A 17,750-nucleotide genomic window follows, 5' to 3' on the forward strand; every position below is an offset into this window, starting at 1 on the left:
CAATTTGTAAAGGCGCTAAAATATTTTTGTACCGCCTAAACTTTTGCTTAAAGATTATAACACAATGAGTTTTTAAAAATAAAAATCTTTTATAATTTGTGACAATTCTAAAGAGCATTAATTATCAAAAACCTTCGCAATGTGATATAATTTACTTAATTTAAATTAAATACGCTAAAAAATCAAGCGCATTATATGTAGATAAAAAAGGAAGTATAAAATGGTAAATTATAATGTTAAAAAAAATTTCACGCTTCTTGTGGATTTTTATGAATTAACAATGGCAAATGGATTTTTTAAAGAAGGAATGAGAGATAAGACTGTAATCTTCGATATGTTTTTTAGAGAAGTGCCTGACAACGGTGAATACACTATTATTGCTGGGCTAGAACAATTAATCGAATATATGGAAAATCTTCACTTCTTTGAAGAGGACATAGAGTTTTTGAGAAAGAAAAATATTTTTGACGAAGAATTTTTAGAATATTTAAGAGATTTCAAATTTGAATGTGATGTGTGGGCAATGCCAGAAGGGACTTTAGCCTTTCCCGGTGAACCCCTTGTTACAGTAAGAGGTCCTGCAATTCAAGCACAAATGTTAGAAACTATGATACTTCTAACTTTAAATCATCAATCAATGATAGCCACAAAGGCCTCAAGAATTGTAAAACAAGCAAAGGGAAGACCCGTTGTTGAATTTGGCTCAAGGAGAGCACAGGGATATTCTGCTGCAAATTTAGGGGCAAGAGCTGCATATATTGGGGGATGTGCAGGGACTGCCAACACATTATCTGACAAAATGTTTGGCGTGCCAGCTCTTGGCACAATGGCACATTCTTGGATTCAGATGTTTGATACAGAACTTGAAGCCTTTAGGGCCTTTGCAAGAGTTTATCCAGACAATTGTCTTTTATTAGTAGATACTTATGACACTCTTAAAGAAGGAGTGCCAAATGCAATAAAAGTTTTTGATGAAGAAGTTGTTCCTCGTGGATTTAGACCAAAGGGCATAAGAATTGATTCAGGGGATATAACATATATATCAAATAAAGCGAGAAAAATGCTTGACGACGCAGGTTATCAAGATGTGCAAATTATGGCGTCAAACTCACTTGACGAATACACAATAAGGACTATTTTACATCAAGGAGCAAAACTCGATTCCTTTGGAGTTGGCGAAAGACTTATTACATCAAAATCATCTCCAGTTTTTGGTGGTGTCTATAAATTAGTTGCAACTGTCGATGAAGATGGAAAAATTACTCCAAAGATAAAAATTTCTGAAAATGTTACAAAAATTACTACTCCAGGGTTTAAAGAACTTTATAGATTTTACGAAAATGAAACGGGGAAGGCAATGGCAGATGTAGTTGCATTAAGAGATGAAGAAATACCAAAAGACAATTATGAAATTTTCCATCCAATTTACACTTGGAAGAGAAAAACTCTCACAAATTACACTGCCAAAAAAGTTCTCGTACAAATATACGACAAAGGCAAACTTGTCTACAAACTTCCAAGTCTTGAAGAAATAAAGAAGAAGGCAGAGAGGGAACTAGACACATTGTGGGAAGAAACTAAGAGACTAGACAATCCAAATGAATACATCGTGGATTTATCAGAAAAACTTTGGAAGGTTAAGGACGATTTATTAAAGAAACACGGTAAAAATTAAAAATAAAATTAGAAGGGGAGAAATATGCAGTACTATGGAAATGTTTTTAGACCGCCAAGTGAGGCGAGGTCACTAATTATTCAGGCGACTGTGGGATGTTCTCACAACAATTGTACATTTTGTTATATGTATAAAGATGACGACTTTAGGATAAGATCTCTTGAAGATATTAAAAAGGATTTAGTTGAAATGAGCTCTTACAGAGATTATTTTGAAAGAATCTTCTTGGCTGATGGAGATGCACTTGTTTTGAAGACAGAAGATTTAATCGAAATTTTAAGAACTATAAAAAAATATTATCCCAATGTAAATAGAGTTTCATCTTATGCGACTGCTCAAGACATTAATAGGAAGTCCCTTGATGAATTAAAAAGGCTTCGTGAAGAAGGACTTGAAATGTTATACATTGGATTTGAAACTGGGGATGAAGAACTTCTAAAAGAAATTAAAAAGGGCATCACCTATGAAGAGTACGTAACTGCAATGAAAAAAGCAAAGGAAGCGGGATTTAAGACTTCTGTTACTATTATTGCAGGATTAGGTGGAGTTGAAGGAATGGAAAAAAATGCAGTGAGAACTGCAAAACTTGTATCAGAAACTAAGCCAGATTTCTTGGGATACCTCACTATGAGAATTTATAAGAATACTCCACTTTACTCAGATTATATTTCTGGCAAATTTAAAATGCCCGATGCTGGCGAAATATTAGAAGAGATGAAAATATTTTTGGAACATGTTGATTCAGAAGGAACAGTCTTTAGGTCTAATCATGCATCAAATTATGTTCTTTTAGCAGGAAATTTAAACGAAGACAGGCTAGATCTCATTAAGGCGATAGAAAAAACTTTGAAAAAGAAAAATTTTAGACCTGATGTATTGAGAGGTTTTTAAATTGAGTAAAAAAGATTTAAAAAATAATGAAGATTCAAAAAAAATAGACGATTTAAAATTAAAAGAAATTTCAAAACACCAAAATAGCGGTGTAATTTCCTTTACAAAGGAAGAGGAAGACAAAAAATCTCTTGCTGTAAATCCCATTAGATATTTGCTTCCACTAGATTATGGCAAAACTCCTTTAAAAGAAGAAAATATTGAAATCAACTTAAAGGAAAAGGAAAAACCAGATGACAAGGGTTTTGAAATAATTATGGAAATAAATCCAAATATCTATGAAGATAAAAAGAAAAAAAATAAAAGAAAAAGCAATTTGCCAATGCTTTATAATCAAGAAGAAATTAAAGAAGAAACCCTTGGAATTCTCGATGATTATAGAGAGATTTTCTCTAGACAAATGAAATTGGCACTTAATTTTTCTGAAATCTACATCAATAGTATGCTTGATATGCAAAAATCTTTTTTGAAGATTATTTTAATTTTTTAGATAGTCTTTCAAAAAAATAAGGAGGATTATGGAAGAAAAAAGAGAAATAAGAGAAAGTGTGAATAATCCGTTAAAGAAATTATCCTTTAAAAATGAAGTTTATAAAAAGATTTTTTTAATGGGACTTGCACTACTATTCATTGCCTATTTATTTTTAAATAGCAAAAGTATATTCACGGGTTTTGGCATATTACTTGGAATAATGACACCCTTCATACTAGGTGGAGTCATTGCCTTTATAATGAAAATACCTCTAAACTTTTTTGAGAGAAAAGTTTTTAGCAAAATAAAAAATAAAAAAATAGAAAAGCATAAGAGGACAATTTCCATAGCTCTATCCTTTATATTTATTATACTAGTAATATTTATAATAATGGCAATAATTGTACCTCAACTAATTAAATCCTTTGACGGAATTAGGAAATCACTGCCAAGCTTTTTACAAATGGCAATTGACAAGACTAGAGAAATTCCCTATCTAAGTAATTATTCAGACAAACTGCAAAGTGAGTATGATAATTTAAGCTGGAATGAAATATTTAACAGAATTAAGGACTTTGTAACATCGAAGGAAAAGTCATCAAATATAATTAATAGTGCAATTTCAACTGCATCAAGCATATTAGGCGGACTTGTATCCTTTATGCTTGCCCTTATAACATCAATTTATATTCTGGCTGACAAGGAAAGACTTGGATATCAAGCTACAAGAATTTGCTATTCCTTCTTTAACAATAGAGTTGCAAAGAAAATAATTCATGTAATGCACCTTCTTCACGAAAACTTTTTTGGATTTATAAGAGGACAACTTACAGTAGCGACTTTTATAGGAATTGCAACCTTTGTATCGTGCTTTATAATTGGAGTTCCCAATGCAGCAACCCTTGGAGTTATAATTGGAGTTACAGATCTCATTCCAATCATTGGACCTTTTTTGGGCGGAGCCATGGGCTTTGTAATGACAGTAATAGAAAACCCTACAAAGGGAATTGCCTTTATAGTTTTAATTTTGATTCTTCAACAAATTGAATCTAATTTAGTATACCCAAAGATAGTTGGAAACAAAGTAGGACTTCCATCACTTTGGACATTAGTTGCAATTACAGTTGGTGGTTCTCTATTTGGAGTAGTGGGAATGTGGGTATTTATACCATTAGCATCTACTCTTTATGAACTAATGAGAGAATATACTGAATATAAAATTAAGGGAAAAAATTTAGATATTAGAATAAAAAAAGTTTAAAAATGGCTAGATATAAAAATATTTAGCCATTTTTTAGTATATTATTTTTTATAATATTATCTTTTACTTACTATCATGTTCTGCGTCCATAATATCGCCTTCACAGAACAAGTAAGTTCTCATTTGTTCGTCCCAACCTTCTTGGTTTCTTCGCAACCATTCAAGTGTCATCATTGCGTGTTCCATTTCTTCTTTTGCATTGTGCCACATTATTTCCTTTAATTCTTTATCTTCAGAAAGAGAAACTCTTTGGTAGTACCAGTCAACTGCTTCAATTTCTTCTTTTAATGAATTGATTGCTCTAATAATATCCCTTGATTTTTTTGTCAATTCTTCTGCTGGTTCATGATAATCGTTAGCCATAATATCCTCCTTAAAACAAAAAATATACTTACAAGACTATTATAACATTTATGTACAAAAGGTCAAAGTGAGTAATTTTTGAAATATCATTATTTAGGGTATAATAAAATAAGTAAAAAGGAGAGGTTAGAATGATAGAATTTAAAAATGTCAGTAAAATCTATCCTGGCAATCAGGTTGCAGCTGAAAATATAAATTTAAAATTTAAGGATGGCGAATTTATATGCTTTATTGGAGCCAGTGGATCGGGGAAGACTACTTGCATGAGAATGATCAACAGAATGAATGACATAACTAGTGGAGATATCTTGATAAATGGAGTTAGCATAAAAAACATGGATCCAGTTGATCTTAGAAGGAAAATTGGATATGTAATTCAACAAATTGGACTACTCCCGCATATGACAGTCTACGATAACATAGTCCTCGTGCCAAGACTTTTAAAGTGGGACGAAGACAAACTTAGACCAATAGCAGAAAACTTAATCGAAAAAGTAGACTTGCCCTTATCTTATTTAGATAAATATCCATCGGAACTATCTGGAGGACAACAACAAAGAATAGGAGTAATAAGAGCTCTTGCAGCAGATCAAGATATTATATTAATGGACGAGCCCTTTGGCGCACTTGATCCAATAACTAGAGATGCTTTGCAAAAGCTTGTAAAGAGACTTCAAAAAGAAATGGGAAAGACCATAGTATTTGTTTCTCACGATATGGACGAGGCGCTGTCCCTTGCAGATAGAATTGTAATCATGAGAAAGGGACATGTGGAACAATTTGACACGCCAGAAAATATTTTAAAAAATCCAAAGAGCAAGTACGTGGAAGATATGCTTGGAGAAGAAAAGTTAAACGAAGCAAAAACATCTTACAGAACAGTAGAAACAATAATGTTAAAAGATCCAGTTTCACTTTCTAGCGACAGGTCTACTTACGATGCCCTTGCCCTTATGAGAAAGAGAAGAGTAGATACAATTTTTGTAACTGACGAAGAAAGCCATCTTCTTGGAGCAGTTGGAATGTTTGACATAGGAAGATTTGGTAAAAAAATAAAGTCCCTTAATGAAGTAATGGAAAAAGTTCACGCAATAAGAGAAGACACAGTTATTATGAATGCCATAAGAGATATTTATAACTTAGATATAAAAAACCTTCCAGTAGTGGATATAGAAAACAAACTCGTTGGTCTAGTAACTAGAGCTTCCGTAGTAGATACAATTTACACGAACCTTTGGGAAAATGAAGATGGCGAAGAAAGTGAAGAAATTTTTGAAGACGACAACTTGTCAGAACTTATGAAAGACGCATCAGGAGAGGCATCTAAAAAGATAGGTGAAGATAATGATTGATTTTTTACTTAATAATAGTGGAGAAATTTTATCAAAATCAATGGAACATCTTTTTATTGCAGCAATTTCACTATTTTTTGGAGTTTTAATTGCAGTTCCACTGGGAATATTTTTAACTCGCTCAAAGACTACGGCAAAAATTGTAATGGCAATTGCATCAGTACTCCAAACTGTACCTTCCTTTGCGCTATTGGCACTTATGATTCCAATTTTTGGAGTTGGCAAAAAACCTGCCATAGTTTCCCTTTTTATCTATTCTTTACTTCCAATTTTGAGAAATACTTATCTAGGAATAGCAGGAGTTAACGACAAATTAATTGACGCAGCCAAGGGCATGGGTATGACGAGGTCGCAAATTCTTCTGAAGGTTCAAATACCAATGGCTATGCCAGTAATTATGAGTGGTATAAGACTTTCTGCTATTTATGTACTTGCATGGACAACTCTAGCATCCTATGTTGGAGCAGGAGGACTTGGAGATTTTATATTTAATGGACTTACAAATGCAATAATGCCAATGGTTGTATGGGGAACAATTCCCGTAACATTAATGGCTATAATCGTTGATTTCTTCTTTGGAATTTTGGAAGACAAGCTTTCACCTAACAAGACAAGTGAGGTGGCATGATGAAAAAATTTAAAAAATTAATTTTAATTTTTGCGATGGCTTCCATATTTTTGACATCTTGCACATTACCAGGCATTGGTGGAAACACAAAAACAAATGTAGTTGTTGCCACTGGGTCGAATACTGAAAGACAAATATTGGGAGAAATGGTTAAGCAAATGATAGAACATCACACAGACCTTAATGTTTCACTAATAACAAATTTGTCATCGTCAGTCTTAAATCACATAGCCATGTTAAAAGGAGATGTCAATGTAGTTGGTGCCATGTACACAGGTACCGCACTTAGTGGCGAACTTGGCATGGAACCAATAAGAGATCCAAAAGAAGCACAAGAAGTTGTAATGAAGGAATATTATAAAAGGTGGAATAGATTTTGGTATCCATCCTTTGGCTTTGACAACACTTATGCCTTTATGGTTACTAAAAAATTTGCAGAAGAAAATAATCTTAAAAAAGTTTCAGATTTAGAAAAACTAAAGGACAAAGTTAGCGTGGGAGTAGACACCGCTTGGATAAAGAGAGAAGGCGATGGGTATAAAGCCTTTCAAGAAACTTATGGCTATGGATTTAAAAGTGTCTACCCAATGGATATTGGACTCGTATATACAGCACTTGCCAGTGGCGAAATGGATGTAGTCCTTGGATACTCAACTGACGGAAAAATTTCATCTTACGACTTAGTAATATTAGAAGATGACAAAAGACTTTTCCCACCCTATGACGCATCGCCCATTGCATCGGAAGAAATTGTGGAAAAATATCCAGAAGCAGAAATTGCAATAATGAAACTAGTGGGACAAGTCTCATCAAAAACTATGCAGGAATTAAATAGACAAGCAGATGAAGATTTAATTGAACCGGCAAAGGTAGCGGAAAACTTTTTGAAAAAAAATAATTATTTTGAAGATGTAAAAGTCGACAAAAATAAGTTACAAGAGTATAAAACTTTTGTGGAAGGAGGAAAAAATGTCTGAGGTAATAATGTACTACGCACAAAATTCAAGCTATGTTTTCGAGCAATTTATTAGGCACTTTTTAATTTCCCTTTATGGAGTTTTATTTGCATCAATAATTGCAATACCTCTTGGATTTTTTGTGGCGAGAAAAAGAAAACTTTCAAGGCTTACAATTAGCATTGCCAATGTAATGCAGACCATACCTTCCCTTGCAATGCTTGCTATGCTCATGTTTTTAATAGGAACGGGGCCAAATACAGTGGTCTTTGCCGTATTTCTATACGCAATTCTTCCCATATTAAAAAACACAGTTTCTGGCATAAATTCTGTAACGCCAGAACTTGTTGACGCAGCAATGGGTATGGGCATGACAAGAATTCAACTAATGACAAAAGTTGAATTGCCCCTTGCAATTTCAATTATAATGGGCGGCATTAGAAATGCACTAGTCCTTGCCATAGGAGTAACAGCAGTGGGAACCTTCATAGGTGCAGGAGGACTTGGCGATATAATAACAAGAGGAATAACTGTTGCCAATGGAAGCCCGATAATAATTGCAGGAGCAATACCAACGGCACTAATGGCAGTATTGGCAGACTTTATACTTGGAATAATAGAAAATAAGCTAACGCCAAGAACCTTTACAAAAGTTTGATTTAATTTGATTAAAAGTAAACAGTAAAGCAAAGTTTACAATTAGCTTAAATTAATAAAAAAATTTTATAAATAAGATTATTTAAAGTGAAAGATACAATTTAATAGCAAAATAAAAAACTCAGAGCGTCAATAGTTCTGAGTTTTTGTTTGCAAAAAAGGCAGTTTAAATTGAAAAAAATACTTCTATATAATTTATAAAACTATTTATCCTTATTTTTACTTTTTCCTTTTACTAAATTTATTGAGTTGTACCAATTTGATTTTAAACAAAGCTTAGCCAATTCCAAATCTCTTTTTTTAAGAGCTTCTATTAAAGCTTTGTGCTCTCCAAAAGTATTTGACTTGCCGTCGTTGTCTTTAAAAAAAGAAAGCTCAACTCGTTGAATTTTCTTTTTAAGAGGGTGGATAATAGAAGGTAATTCTGGATTCTTTGACAAGTAAATAAAGCTGTCGTGAAATTCATTGTCGTAATTTAAAAGTTCCATTGTGTCGAGATTCTTAAAAGCAAGATCTAATTTTGCATTTATTTTTTGAAGGGCATTAATAAAGTCATCGTCAATTTTATCAAAAGCTTGTTCAAGTGCGAGCATCTCTAAACTAGCTACCACAGAATAAGTATAAAAGGAGGCATCTAAATCAATGGGTGCGACAATTGTCCAACGATTAGCTTTTGAAAGTATTAGTCCTTCATTTTCTAATTTTAGAATGGCTTCCCTAACAGGAGTTCTGCTTATTCCAAGCTTCTCTGAAAGATCATTTATATTTATTTTTGTTTCAGGCTCCAAATAACCTGTTATTATCCAGTTAGAAAGAGTATCATAAACTTCATCCTTAATAAAAGTTCTATTTATTTTTTCATTTCTCCTATTTTCTAATAGCATATTTTACATTAAAACCTCGTTTTCATTATTAATTTAAAGTATATCATAAAATAATTATAAAAAGTAGTGTTGAAAAAGGGTTGACAAAAAAAGGTTTGCAATGTATTATGTGATATATCACATAATACTAAAAATTATATTCAATTATTTATAAAAAGGGGAGTCTATGAAATTAGAAATTTTTACTAAAGAACAAAAGGATAAAAAGGAAAGATATGATATAAGCTTTTTAAATAAAGATGTAGCGATAGAAGTTCATAATTATCACAATAACTTTCCCATGTATGAAGAAACGCCTTTTGTAGAACTAAAAAATCTTTCGGAAAAAATAGGTGTAAAAAATATTTTGGTTAAGGATGAATCCAATAGGTTTGGATTAAATGCATTCAAAGTTCTTGGTGGAAGTTATGCCATTGGAAAAGTTATTGCAGAAAAGCTAAATATGGACATCAAAAATTTAGATTTTGAAAAATTAACTTCTAAAGAAGTTAAAGATAAATTAGGAGATATTACTTTTATAACGGCGACAGATGGTAATCATGGTCGTGGAGTTGCTTGGGCTGCTAATAAATTAGCTCAAAAATCAATTGTATATATGCCAAGGGGATCAGTTGAAGAGAGAGTTAAAAATATTGAAAAAGAAGGTGCAACTGTAAAAGTTTTAGATATGAACTATGATGAATGCGTTAGAGAAGCTAATAAACTTGCTGAAGAAAAGGGATACATTATGGTTCAAGACACTGCTTGGGATGGATATGAGGATATTCCAAAGTGGATTATGCAGGGATATATGACTCTTGCGTGGGAAATGTATGAAACTTTGCAAGAGAAAAATATTAAGCCAACTCATGTGTTTTTGCAAGCTGGCGTTGGGTCCTTTGCAGCAGCAACTACTGGATTTTTTACAAATATGTACAAGGGTGAAGATAAGCCAAGTTTTACTATTGTAGAGCCAGATACTGTTGCTTGTATCTATGAATCAGCTATTGCAAACGAAAGAGTTTTAGTTGGTGGAGAGCATAAAACAATTATGGCGGGGCTTGCTTGTGGAGAACCAAATACATTTGGTCTAAAAGTTCTTTTGGATAATTGTGAACATTATATTAAGGCATCAGATGAATTTGCAGCCTTTGGCATGAGAGTTCTAGGAAATCCTTATAGGGATGATAAAAGGATTATTTCAGGGGAAAGTGGTGCAGCTCCTTTTGGTGCAATTATAAAAATTTTAACTGATGATAGTTTTAAAGATGTAAGAAAGAAATTAAATATAAATTCAGATTCAAATTTAATATTTGTTTCTACGGAAGGCGACACGGATGCTAAAAACTATTTAGACATTGTATGGGATGGTAAATATGAAAGTACAGGAGGTAAAAAATGAGCAAGATAAGTGCAGTAGAGTTAACGCAAAAGTTAATCAGAAGACAAAGCTATTCAGGAAAGGAGAAGGGAGTATCAGAAGAACTAACAAAATTCTTTGAAGAGAATGGCTTTGATGATGTTCATGTGGACAAGTATGGAAACACTATTGGTCACATAAAAGGCAATAGACCAGGACCAAAAGTTGTATTTGACGGGCATATGGACACAGTTCCAGTAACTGATGAAAGTGAATGGAAGTATCCTCCTTTTGAGGCAGAAATTCACGATGGAAAGATTTACGGAAGAGGCTCAAGCGACATGAAGGGTGCTTTGGCGTCTATGGCAGTTGCAGCAAGCAATTTTAAGGAAAAAACTAAGGGAGATTTTGCCGGAGAAATCTTTATAGCAGGAGTAGTTCACGAAGAATGCTTTGAAGGTGTTGCTGCAAGAGAAGTAAGTGCTTATACAAATCCAGACTATGCAATAATTGGCGAAGCTTCAAACTGTAATGTTAAAATTGGGCAAAGAGGAAGGGCTGAAATTAAAGTTGAAGTTTTAGGAAAGCCAGCACACTCAGCAAATCCTGAAAAGGGAATCAATGCAGTCTATAAAATGTGCAAAGTAATCGAGGCGATTAAAACTTTAAGACCAACGCATCATGATAGACTAGGCGATGGAATTTTAGAACTTGTAGACATTAAGTCAAGTCCCTATCCAGGTGCATCTGTCGTGCCGGAAAAATGTATTGCTACTTATGATAGAAGACTATTAGTTAATGAAACTAAGGAATCTGTTTTGGCTCCAATAAACGAACTTTTAGAAAAGTTAATGAAGGAAGATAGTGAATTAAAAGTTAGAGCTTATTACACAGAGGCTGAAGAAAAATGTTTTACTGGAGAAACTATTGGAGGAGAAAGATTTTTTCCAGGATGGATATTTGATGAAGATGAAGCATGGGTAAAAAAAGTTGTTGCCAAGCTAAAGGATAAGGGACAAAATCCAGAGATAACTCAATATAATTTCTGTACAAATGGAAGTCATTATGCAGGAGAGGCAAAGATAAAAACACTTGGCATTGGACCTTCTAGAGAAAATTTAGCACACACTGTCAATGAATACATAGAAGTTTCCGAGCTTGAAAAAGTTGTGGACTCTTATGAAGCAGTAATGGAAGCGTTATTATTGTAAAGGAGATAAATATGTACGATATCTTTATTAAAAATGGAACTGTAGTAGATGGAACGGGAACAAAACCCTTTGATAAAAACATAGCTATTAAAGATGAAAAAATGTATTTTGTTGAAGGAGATGTTGAAGCAAAGAGAATAATTGATGCTAAAGATAGAATTGTAACTCCAGGATTTATAGACACACATTCCCATTCTTCAATGCTTGTAATCGAAGATCCTTATCTTGCACCAAAATTATTTCAAGGAATAACAACTGAGCTAGTTGCTCAAGATGGAATGGGACCTGCTCCTGTAAATAATGAAACTGTAAAACCTTGGAAAAAAGCAATGGCAGGACTAGAAGGTGAATATGATTATGAGTGGGACTGGAGAAGTGTAGAAGAATACTTGAATAAAATCGACAAGCTTGATCTTGGACCAAATATTGCATATCTTGCACCTCATGGAAATGTGAGAATGGTCAGCATGGGCCTTGAAAATAGAAAACCAACAGCAGAAGAACAAAGGAGAATGGAAGAAGAACTTCAAAAAGCTTTTGATGCTGGTGCTTTTGGGATGAGTACAGGAATGATCTATCCACCATGTGTATATGCAGATGTAAATGAATTTATTGAACTTGGAAAAGTAATAAAGAAAAATGGCGGAGTTTTTGTAACTCATCAAAGATCAGAAGCAGATGCAATGCTTGAATCCATGGATGAAATTTTAAAAATAGCAAGAGAAGGTGGATGTAGAACTCACTTCTCACATTTTAAAATCTGTGGAAAAAATAACTGGGGTTTGATTCCTGATATTCTAAAAAAGCTAGATGATGCAAAGAAAGAAGGTCTTACAATTTCCTTTGACCAATATCCCTATGTTGCAGGCTCTACAATGATGTCTGTAATTCTTCCGCCATGGGTTCACGACGGAGGAACGGACAAATTAATAGAAAGACTTAATGATAAAGAACTTCGTGAAAAAATGAAAAAAGACATAAAAGAAGGAATACCGGGCTGGGACAACTTTATAGACTTTGCAGGACTTGAAGGAATCTTTATAACCTTTGTAAAAAACGAAGAATCAGAAAAATATGTTGGAATGAATCTTATTGAACTAGGTGAAGCTACGGGGAAAGATCCCTATGATGCAATATTTGACTTAATCAGAGATGAAGAAAATATTGTAGGTTTAGTAGATTTTTATGGCAAGGAAGAACATATAAAGACCTTTATGAAAAGAGATGAACAAAATGTTTGTACAGATGGAATCATAGGAGCAAAACCACACCCAAGACTTTACGGAGCCTTTGCAAGAGTTCTTGGAAAATATTGCAGAGATGAAAAAGTATTTCCAGTTGAAGTTGCCATTAGAAAGATGACTGGTAAAGCAGCAGACACAATAGGACTTAAAGATAGAGGATATTTAAAAGATGGATATGCAGCAGACATATTAGTGATAGATTTTGAAAATATTAAAGATAATGGAGATTATACAAATCCTAAGCAATTAGCTACAGGAATAGACTTCTCTATAGTTAATGGAAATATTTTAATAGACAAAGGGAAAGCAACTCCTAAAAAAGCAGGCAAAGTATTAAGATTTAAAGGGAGATAAATTAGCTTTTATTAAAGTTATTTATTTAATAAAAAATTTAGAAAATGGAGGATTTTTATGTACGACTTAATAATTAAAAATGGAAAGTTAGTTTATGATTCTTATACTGTTGAAAATGATTTAGCTGTTAAAGACGGAAAAATTGTTCAAATTGGAAAATTTTCTGACGACCAAGCTAATAAGATAGTAGATGCAACTGGTAAATATGTTTTTCCAGGAGGAGTTGAGGCTCATATGCACTGCATGGCACCTTTCCAAGGAGCATTAGGGGCAAATACATTTTTTGAACAAAGCGTTAGTGCTGCATATGGCGGCGTAACTACTTTTATGGATTTTGCAAATATGTCAAGAGGTCAATCTCCATTTGAGCAAGTGAAAGCAAGAAGAAAAGAAATGGAAGAATCAGCAATTGATTATAGTGTTCATGGAAAATTTATTGAAGCAAATGAGTATACTTTAAAAGACATAGATAAGTTAGTTGATTATGGTACACCAACATTTAAAATGTTTATGACTTACAAAAAAGAGGGTGTCATGGCTGATGACGAAACGATTCTTCAAGTGTTCCGAAAATGTAAAGAAGTTAAAGGATTGCCAATGTTACACTGCGAAAGCAATCCAATAGCTGAAAATAATATAAGAGAATGTGAAGAAAAAAATGATTTGTCATGGGTAAATTTTGCTAAATGCAAACCAATTTTATGTGAAGCTGAAGCATTTTCTAGAGCTGTTTGGTTTGCTAAGTATGTGGACACGGGCATTATTGTGGTTCATACAACTAATAAAGAAGCACTTGATGTAGCTAGGGAAGCTCATAGTAAAGGGTTCCCAGTTTATGTTGAGACAGGTCCTCACTACTTAACACTATTTGATGACCTTTATGAAAGGGAAGACGGGTATCTTGCTATATGTTCGCCACCATTAAGAACACCAAAACAAGCTGAAGAATTATGGGATGGTATAAAAGATAAAACTATTTCATTAATAGGATCTGATGACTGTACATTTGATGTAGATGAAAAATCAATGTTTTTGGAAAAAGACTCAGAAGGTAAATTCATACAAGATTTTAGAAAAGTTGTTAATGGTTTATCAGGACTAGAAGTAAGGTTGCCAATTATGCTATCTGAAGGGGTTAATAAGGGGAGGATAAGTATTAACGATGTAGTTGCTTTGACTAGTACTAATATTGCAAAGGTATATGGATGTTTCCCTCAAAAAGGTATTTTAGCAGTAGGTTCAGATGCTGATATAGTAATAGTTGATATGGATAAAGAAGTAACCCTAAACAAGGATGTATTACATAACAATATAAGTTATTGTTTACATGAAGGAATGAAGATTAAGGGATATCCTGAAACGACAATATCTCACGGAAAAATAATTGTAGAAGATGGAAAATTTTATGGAGAAAAGTTTGCGGGTAAGTTTGTAGAAAGGTCAATTGATCAAAATATTATACAAAAATTTGATTTATAAGTGGAGGGTTAATCATGAAAGATAATAACTCACTGAAGAATAAAGAACTCATGCCTACACAAGATAGCGAAAGAACTATGTCGTTAGCCGATTATATTATATTGTGGTCAGGTATGACTATAAATATAGTGGCATTTAGTTTAGGTGCACAATATTTTGATAATGGTAAGGGATTATCACCGTTAATGATATCATTAGTAATGATTATAGGGTATGGAATAGTTACATTGCTTACAGCAATGGTTGGAGATATCGGAACAAAATATGGAATTCCGTTTGCGGCTTATATAAGAGCACCATTTGGTTACAAAGGGTCATATATAGCTAGTATAATTAGAGCAATTCCTGGCTTATATTGGTTCGGTTTTCTAACATGGGTTGGAGCTAATTCGCTTAACACAATGTTTGGGATATTGGCTCCAGGTTTTGATAATTTAACTATAATTATAATAATTTTTGCAGCAGTACAAATTATGAACACTATGTATGGAGTGGAGGCCATGGCGAAATTTGGATGGATTGCAATTCCATGTTTAGCTATAATGTTTACTGCAATTACTATTAAAATAATGGATGTATATAGTATTACTATCCCAGATGTAATGGCGACTACTGCTGAAGGTGGTTACTCAATACCATTTGCTATATCAGGTATTGCAGGTGGATGGATCACAATGGCATTAAATGGGGGGGATTTAACAAGACAAATAAAAAGATATCCTGACTACTATAAAATGAATTTTTGGCAAAGAAATAAAAGAGCTATAATTGGGCAAGTAATAGGACTTATGTTAGTAGGTGTATTAACGATGCTTGTAGGAGTTATGGCAGGAATAACAACAGGATTTTGGGATTTAAACGATGTAGTTCCACATTTGTTTACTAATAAATTTACAGTATCATTATGTTTGATTGTTATAATGTTTGCTCAATGGAGTACAAATACAGCGGCTAATTTGCTTCCACCATCACTTGCTTTATTGAATATTTTTCCAAAGCTAAAATATTCATATAGTACGATAATTTGCGGATGTATCAGTATTTTGATGATGCCATGGAAGCTACAAAGTCAAGGTGGTTTCTTGGTTACTATACAGTCATGGATTTCATTAATGCTAGGACCGATAATTGGTATAATACTAACAGATTACTTCTTAATCAGAAAAACTCAGGTTAATATAAAAGATCTATATGATTCTCAAGGTCAATATTACTATAAAAATGGATATAACTTTGCAGCAGTTTTAGCAACGTTTTTATCATTTGTATTAGCCTTATTTACAGGTGATTATGCTTTTTATACAGGACTTACAATAAGTGTTGTAATATATTATGTTTTAATGAAATTTGTTGTATTAAATAAGTATGAGCAAAATATAGGTAAATCAGTTTTATTAGAAGAAGATTAAGTTTTGAATTTAATTGATCTATCATATCTGTTCAGGAATAAAATATCTAGCAGGTATTATAGAACAAAAAAATAAACAAACAAAAAAACTCAGAGCGTCAATAGTTCTGAGTTTTATTTTGCAAAAATTTTTATTAATATAAAAGCGTAATAAAATTTTTCTATTTATTTCTCATATTTCTTGTTTTTCTAAATTCTATTACAGAAGCTAGGGTATTAATTAGGACTATATAATGGTGGTAAAAGGAAAAATACAAGGACATTATTGGTGCACTAAACATCTCAAGGGGTGTACGACCCGCTATATTCCAAGGGATATAGGCTGCTGTCATGACTGCGGTATTTTCAATATCGAGGGCCAGTTTTTCATTATCTTTATAACTTTCACGTGCCATTTCATAAGTTAGCATTATGGAAAGTGTTTGATTTGAGCTAAAAACTGAAATTAAAATTGACATTATTGACATTATTGCCATGTCGGGAAATTTTGAAAATAATTTTTTTATGAATTTTTTCACGCCGACTAAAAGCTGGGTTTCCTTAAAAAAGCCAAAGTATCCTGATGAGATTCCAACTATTAAAAGCATTTTCAGCATTGAAATAAATCCACCGCCATTAATTAATTTGCCAGCATCTGAATTTATGTGGAAACCAAAAATCAATGCCTTAATTATTTCTGATGCACTTTTATTTTGAAATACAGCTGCAAAAAATATTGAAAGCACAATGGAAATAAGCATATTTATTTTTAAATCAACTTTAAAAATTGAGAGCAAAATTATGGAAAGTGGTGGAACTATTAAAAGCAAGTTAAAGTTAAAGATTTCTTTTATTAAATTTATTCCACCATTGTCAATTTTTGCGTCAATGCCAAGATTAAAAATTTGATAAGTTAAAATTGTAAGGACAAGGGGAATAATGCAGGTTCTAAACATATTTTTCAAATTTTTGTAAAGATCAGTTTTTGTCAAAGTTGCAACGAGTAATGCCGATGTCGACATTGGCGATGATCTGTCGCCAAAAAAGCAGCCAGATAAAATTGCACCACCACTTATAAGGGGATTAAAACTCATTGCATTTGAAATTGACATGGAAATTATACCAGCTGTTGATGCTGTGCCAAAGCTTGTACCTGTAAGAAAAGAAATAATCGCATTAAAAATAAAAATACCAACGTAAAAAAACCTTGGGTTAATTAAGCTTGTTCCGTGATAAATTATATAAGCGATTGTGCCAGAAAGCCTCCAAATCCCTGTAATCATTCCAATGAGAGAAAATACAATTAGAATAGTTTTTGTGCTTTTTATGCCGGTATATATCATTGTAGAGATTTCCCTTAAACTAAAATTTTTTATGTAGGCATAAAAAGACAAGAGCATTAAATTTAAGAAAAGAGCAAAAGCTAGTTGTATTTTAAAAACTATTGCTACAAATAAATTTAGCATGAATAAAATTAATATACATATTTCAAACATCAAATCACCCCTAATTATTATATCTTAACTCTATACAAAATATATTATAAAGAATATTAGAAAAGTTATTACAAAAAAATTAATTTAAAATTAAGAATTAT

Annotated in this window: 16 protein-coding genes; 13 read left to right on the forward strand and 3 right to left on the reverse strand. The window is 32.7% G+C overall.

Annotation, left to right across the window (positions count from 1 at the left end; genetic code table 11):
- Positions 1-220 precede the first annotated feature (220 nt).
- Genes BIV18_RS07675 through BIV18_RS07690 form a run of 4 tightly spaced genes read left to right on the forward strand, consistent with a single transcriptional unit; the run spans position 221 to position 4,299 of the window.
- On the forward strand, positions 221-1,675 hold the full coding sequence (locus tag BIV18_RS07675; protein WP_075660041.1) for a nicotinate phosphoribosyltransferase: 1,455 nt from the start codon (positions 221-223) through the stop codon (positions 1,673-1,675).
- A 24-nt stretch (positions 1,676-1,699) separates the two neighbouring features.
- Positions 1,700-2,566: a radical SAM protein gene (locus BIV18_RS07680; RefSeq protein WP_075660042.1), complete on the forward strand. Its 867-nt coding sequence runs from the start codon at positions 1,700-1,702 to the stop codon at positions 2,564-2,566.
- A 1-nt stretch (position 2,567) separates the two neighbouring features.
- A complete protein-coding gene (locus BIV18_RS07685; protein ID WP_075660043.1) occupies positions 2,568-3,056 on the forward strand; it encodes a hypothetical protein in 489 nt (162 codons plus the stop codon).
- A 28-nt stretch (positions 3,057-3,084) separates the two neighbouring features.
- A complete protein-coding gene (locus BIV18_RS07690) occupies positions 3,085-4,299 on the forward strand; it encodes an AI-2E family transporter (RefSeq protein ID WP_075660044.1) in 1,215 nt (404 codons plus the stop codon).
- A 63-nt stretch (positions 4,300-4,362) separates the two neighbouring features.
- Here BIV18_RS07690 and BIV18_RS07695 read toward each other — a convergent pair whose 3' ends face one another.
- Entirely contained in the window at positions 4,363-4,662 is a 300-nt protein-coding gene (locus tag BIV18_RS07695; RefSeq protein ID WP_075660045.1) for an encapsulin-associated ferritin-like protein, read from the reverse strand.
- Positions 4,663-4,793: 131 nt separating this feature from the next.
- On the opposite strand from BIV18_RS07695, the gene BIV18_RS07700 reads away from it, so the two are divergent.
- Genes BIV18_RS07700 through BIV18_RS07715 form a run of 4 tightly spaced genes read left to right on the forward strand, consistent with a single transcriptional unit; the run spans position 4,794 to position 8,256 of the window.
- Entirely contained in the window at positions 4,794-6,014 is a 1,221-nt protein-coding gene (locus BIV18_RS07700) for an ABC transporter ATP-binding protein (RefSeq protein WP_075660046.1), read from the forward strand.
- Positions 6,007-6,642, forward strand: coding sequence for an ABC transporter permease (locus BIV18_RS07705; protein ID WP_075660047.1), 636 nt, complete (start codon positions 6,007-6,009; stop codon positions 6,640-6,642). The genes BIV18_RS07700 and BIV18_RS07705 overlap by 8 nt, the downstream gene beginning before the upstream one ends.
- The gene (locus BIV18_RS07710; RefSeq protein ID WP_075660048.1) at positions 6,642-7,619 is read left to right on the forward strand and encodes an osmoprotectant ABC transporter substrate-binding protein; all 978 of its coding nucleotides are present in this window, start codon (positions 6,642-6,644) and stop codon (positions 7,617-7,619) included. The genes BIV18_RS07705 and BIV18_RS07710 overlap by 1 nt, the downstream gene beginning before the upstream one ends.
- Complete coding sequence (locus tag BIV18_RS07715; RefSeq protein ID WP_075660049.1) at positions 7,612-8,256, forward strand: ABC transporter permease; 645 nt, start codon at positions 7,612-7,614, stop codon at positions 8,254-8,256. Before BIV18_RS07710 ends, BIV18_RS07715 begins: the two co-directional genes overlap by 8 nt.
- 202 nt (positions 8,257-8,458) lie before the next feature.
- Here BIV18_RS07715 and BIV18_RS07720 read toward each other — a convergent pair whose 3' ends face one another.
- Positions 8,459-9,139, reverse strand: coding sequence for a GntR family transcriptional regulator (locus BIV18_RS07720; RefSeq protein ID WP_075660050.1), 681 nt, complete (start codon positions 9,137-9,139; stop codon positions 8,459-8,461).
- Between the two features lie 166 nt (positions 9,140-9,305).
- Between BIV18_RS07720 and dpaL the strand changes: the two genes are divergently transcribed.
- The 5 genes from dpaL to BIV18_RS07745 are packed head-to-tail and all read left to right on the forward strand — an operon-like array spanning position 9,306 to position 16,175.
- A complete protein-coding gene (dpaL, locus tag BIV18_RS07725; protein ID WP_075660051.1) occupies positions 9,306-10,520 on the forward strand; it encodes a diaminopropionate ammonia-lyase in 1,215 nt (404 codons plus the stop codon).
- A complete protein-coding gene (locus tag BIV18_RS07730; protein ID WP_075660052.1) occupies positions 10,517-11,689 on the forward strand; it encodes a YgeY family selenium metabolism-linked hydrolase in 1,173 nt (390 codons plus the stop codon). Before dpaL ends, BIV18_RS07730 begins: the two co-directional genes overlap by 4 nt.
- An 11-nt stretch (positions 11,690-11,700) precedes the next feature.
- The gene (locus tag BIV18_RS07735; protein ID WP_075660053.1) at positions 11,701-13,287 is read left to right on the forward strand and encodes an N-acyl-D-amino-acid deacylase family protein; all 1,587 of its coding nucleotides are present in this window, start codon (positions 11,701-11,703) and stop codon (positions 13,285-13,287) included.
- A 57-nt stretch (positions 13,288-13,344) separates the two neighbouring features.
- A complete protein-coding gene (gene hydA, locus BIV18_RS07740) occupies positions 13,345-14,766 on the forward strand; it encodes a dihydropyrimidinase (protein WP_075660054.1) in 1,422 nt (473 codons plus the stop codon).
- Between the two features lie 14 nt (positions 14,767-14,780).
- Positions 14,781-16,175 carry a cytosine permease gene (locus tag BIV18_RS07745; protein WP_075660055.1) on the forward strand — a complete coding sequence of 465 codons (1,395 nt, stop codon included), beginning with the start codon at positions 14,781-14,783 and terminating at the stop codon, positions 16,173-16,175.
- Between the two features lie 160 nt (positions 16,176-16,335).
- On the opposite strand, the gene BIV18_RS07750 is transcribed toward BIV18_RS07745, so the two are convergent.
- Positions 16,336-17,649: a Na+/H+ antiporter NhaC family protein gene (locus BIV18_RS07750; RefSeq protein ID WP_075660056.1), complete on the reverse strand. Its 1,314-nt coding sequence runs from the start codon at positions 17,647-17,649 to the stop codon at positions 16,336-16,338.
- Positions 17,650-17,750 lie beyond the last annotated feature (101 nt).

Source organism: Peptoniphilus grossensis (assembly GCF_001940285.1).
GTDB lineage: Bacteria > Bacillota > Clostridia > Tissierellales > Peptoniphilaceae > Peptoniphilus_A > Peptoniphilus_A faecalis.

What these genes read in the sequence shown, in the direction of transcription:
- BIV18_RS07715 (WP_075660049.1), top strand. Translation starts at nt 7,612, where the DNA reads ATGTCTGAGGTAATAATGTACTACGCACAAAATTCAAGCTATGTTTTC.
- BIV18_RS07675 (WP_075660041.1), top strand. Translation starts at nt 221, where the DNA reads ATGGTAAATTATAATGTTAAAAAAAATTTCACGCTTCTTGTGGATTTT.
- BIV18_RS07730 (WP_075660052.1), top strand. Translation starts at nt 10,517, where the DNA reads ATGAGCAAGATAAGTGCAGTAGAGTTAACGCAAAAGTTAATCAGAAGA.
- BIV18_RS07750 (WP_075660056.1), bottom strand. Translation starts at nt 17,649, where the DNA reads ATGTTTGAAATATGTATATTAATTTTATTCATGCTAAATTTATTTGTA.
- BIV18_RS07690 (WP_075660044.1), top strand. Translation starts at nt 3,085, where the DNA reads ATGGAAGAAAAAAGAGAAATAAGAGAAAGTGTGAATAATCCGTTAAAG.
- BIV18_RS07720 (WP_075660050.1), bottom strand. Translation starts at nt 9,139, where the DNA reads ATGCTATTAGAAAATAGGAGAAATGAAAAAATAAATAGAACTTTTATT.
- BIV18_RS07710 (WP_075660048.1), top strand. Translation starts at nt 6,642, where the DNA reads ATGAAAAAATTTAAAAAATTAATTTTAATTTTTGCGATGGCTTCCATA.
- BIV18_RS07695 (WP_075660045.1), bottom strand. Translation starts at nt 4,662, where the DNA reads ATGGCTAACGATTATCATGAACCAGCAGAAGAATTGACAAAAAAATCA.
- dpaL (WP_075660051.1), top strand. Translation starts at nt 9,306, where the DNA reads ATGAAATTAGAAATTTTTACTAAAGAACAAAAGGATAAAAAGGAAAGA.
- BIV18_RS07680 (WP_075660042.1), top strand. Translation starts at nt 1,700, where the DNA reads ATGCAGTACTATGGAAATGTTTTTAGACCGCCAAGTGAGGCGAGGTCA.
- BIV18_RS07735 (WP_075660053.1), top strand. Translation starts at nt 11,701, where the DNA reads ATGTACGATATCTTTATTAAAAATGGAACTGTAGTAGATGGAACGGGA.
- BIV18_RS07705 (WP_075660047.1), top strand. Translation starts at nt 6,007, where the DNA reads ATGATTGATTTTTTACTTAATAATAGTGGAGAAATTTTATCAAAATCA.
- BIV18_RS07745 (WP_075660055.1), top strand. Translation starts at nt 14,781, where the DNA reads ATGAAAGATAATAACTCACTGAAGAATAAAGAACTCATGCCTACACAA.
- hydA (WP_075660054.1), top strand. Translation starts at nt 13,345, where the DNA reads ATGTACGACTTAATAATTAAAAATGGAAAGTTAGTTTATGATTCTTAT.
- BIV18_RS07700 (WP_075660046.1), top strand. Translation starts at nt 4,794, where the DNA reads ATGATAGAATTTAAAAATGTCAGTAAAATCTATCCTGGCAATCAGGTT.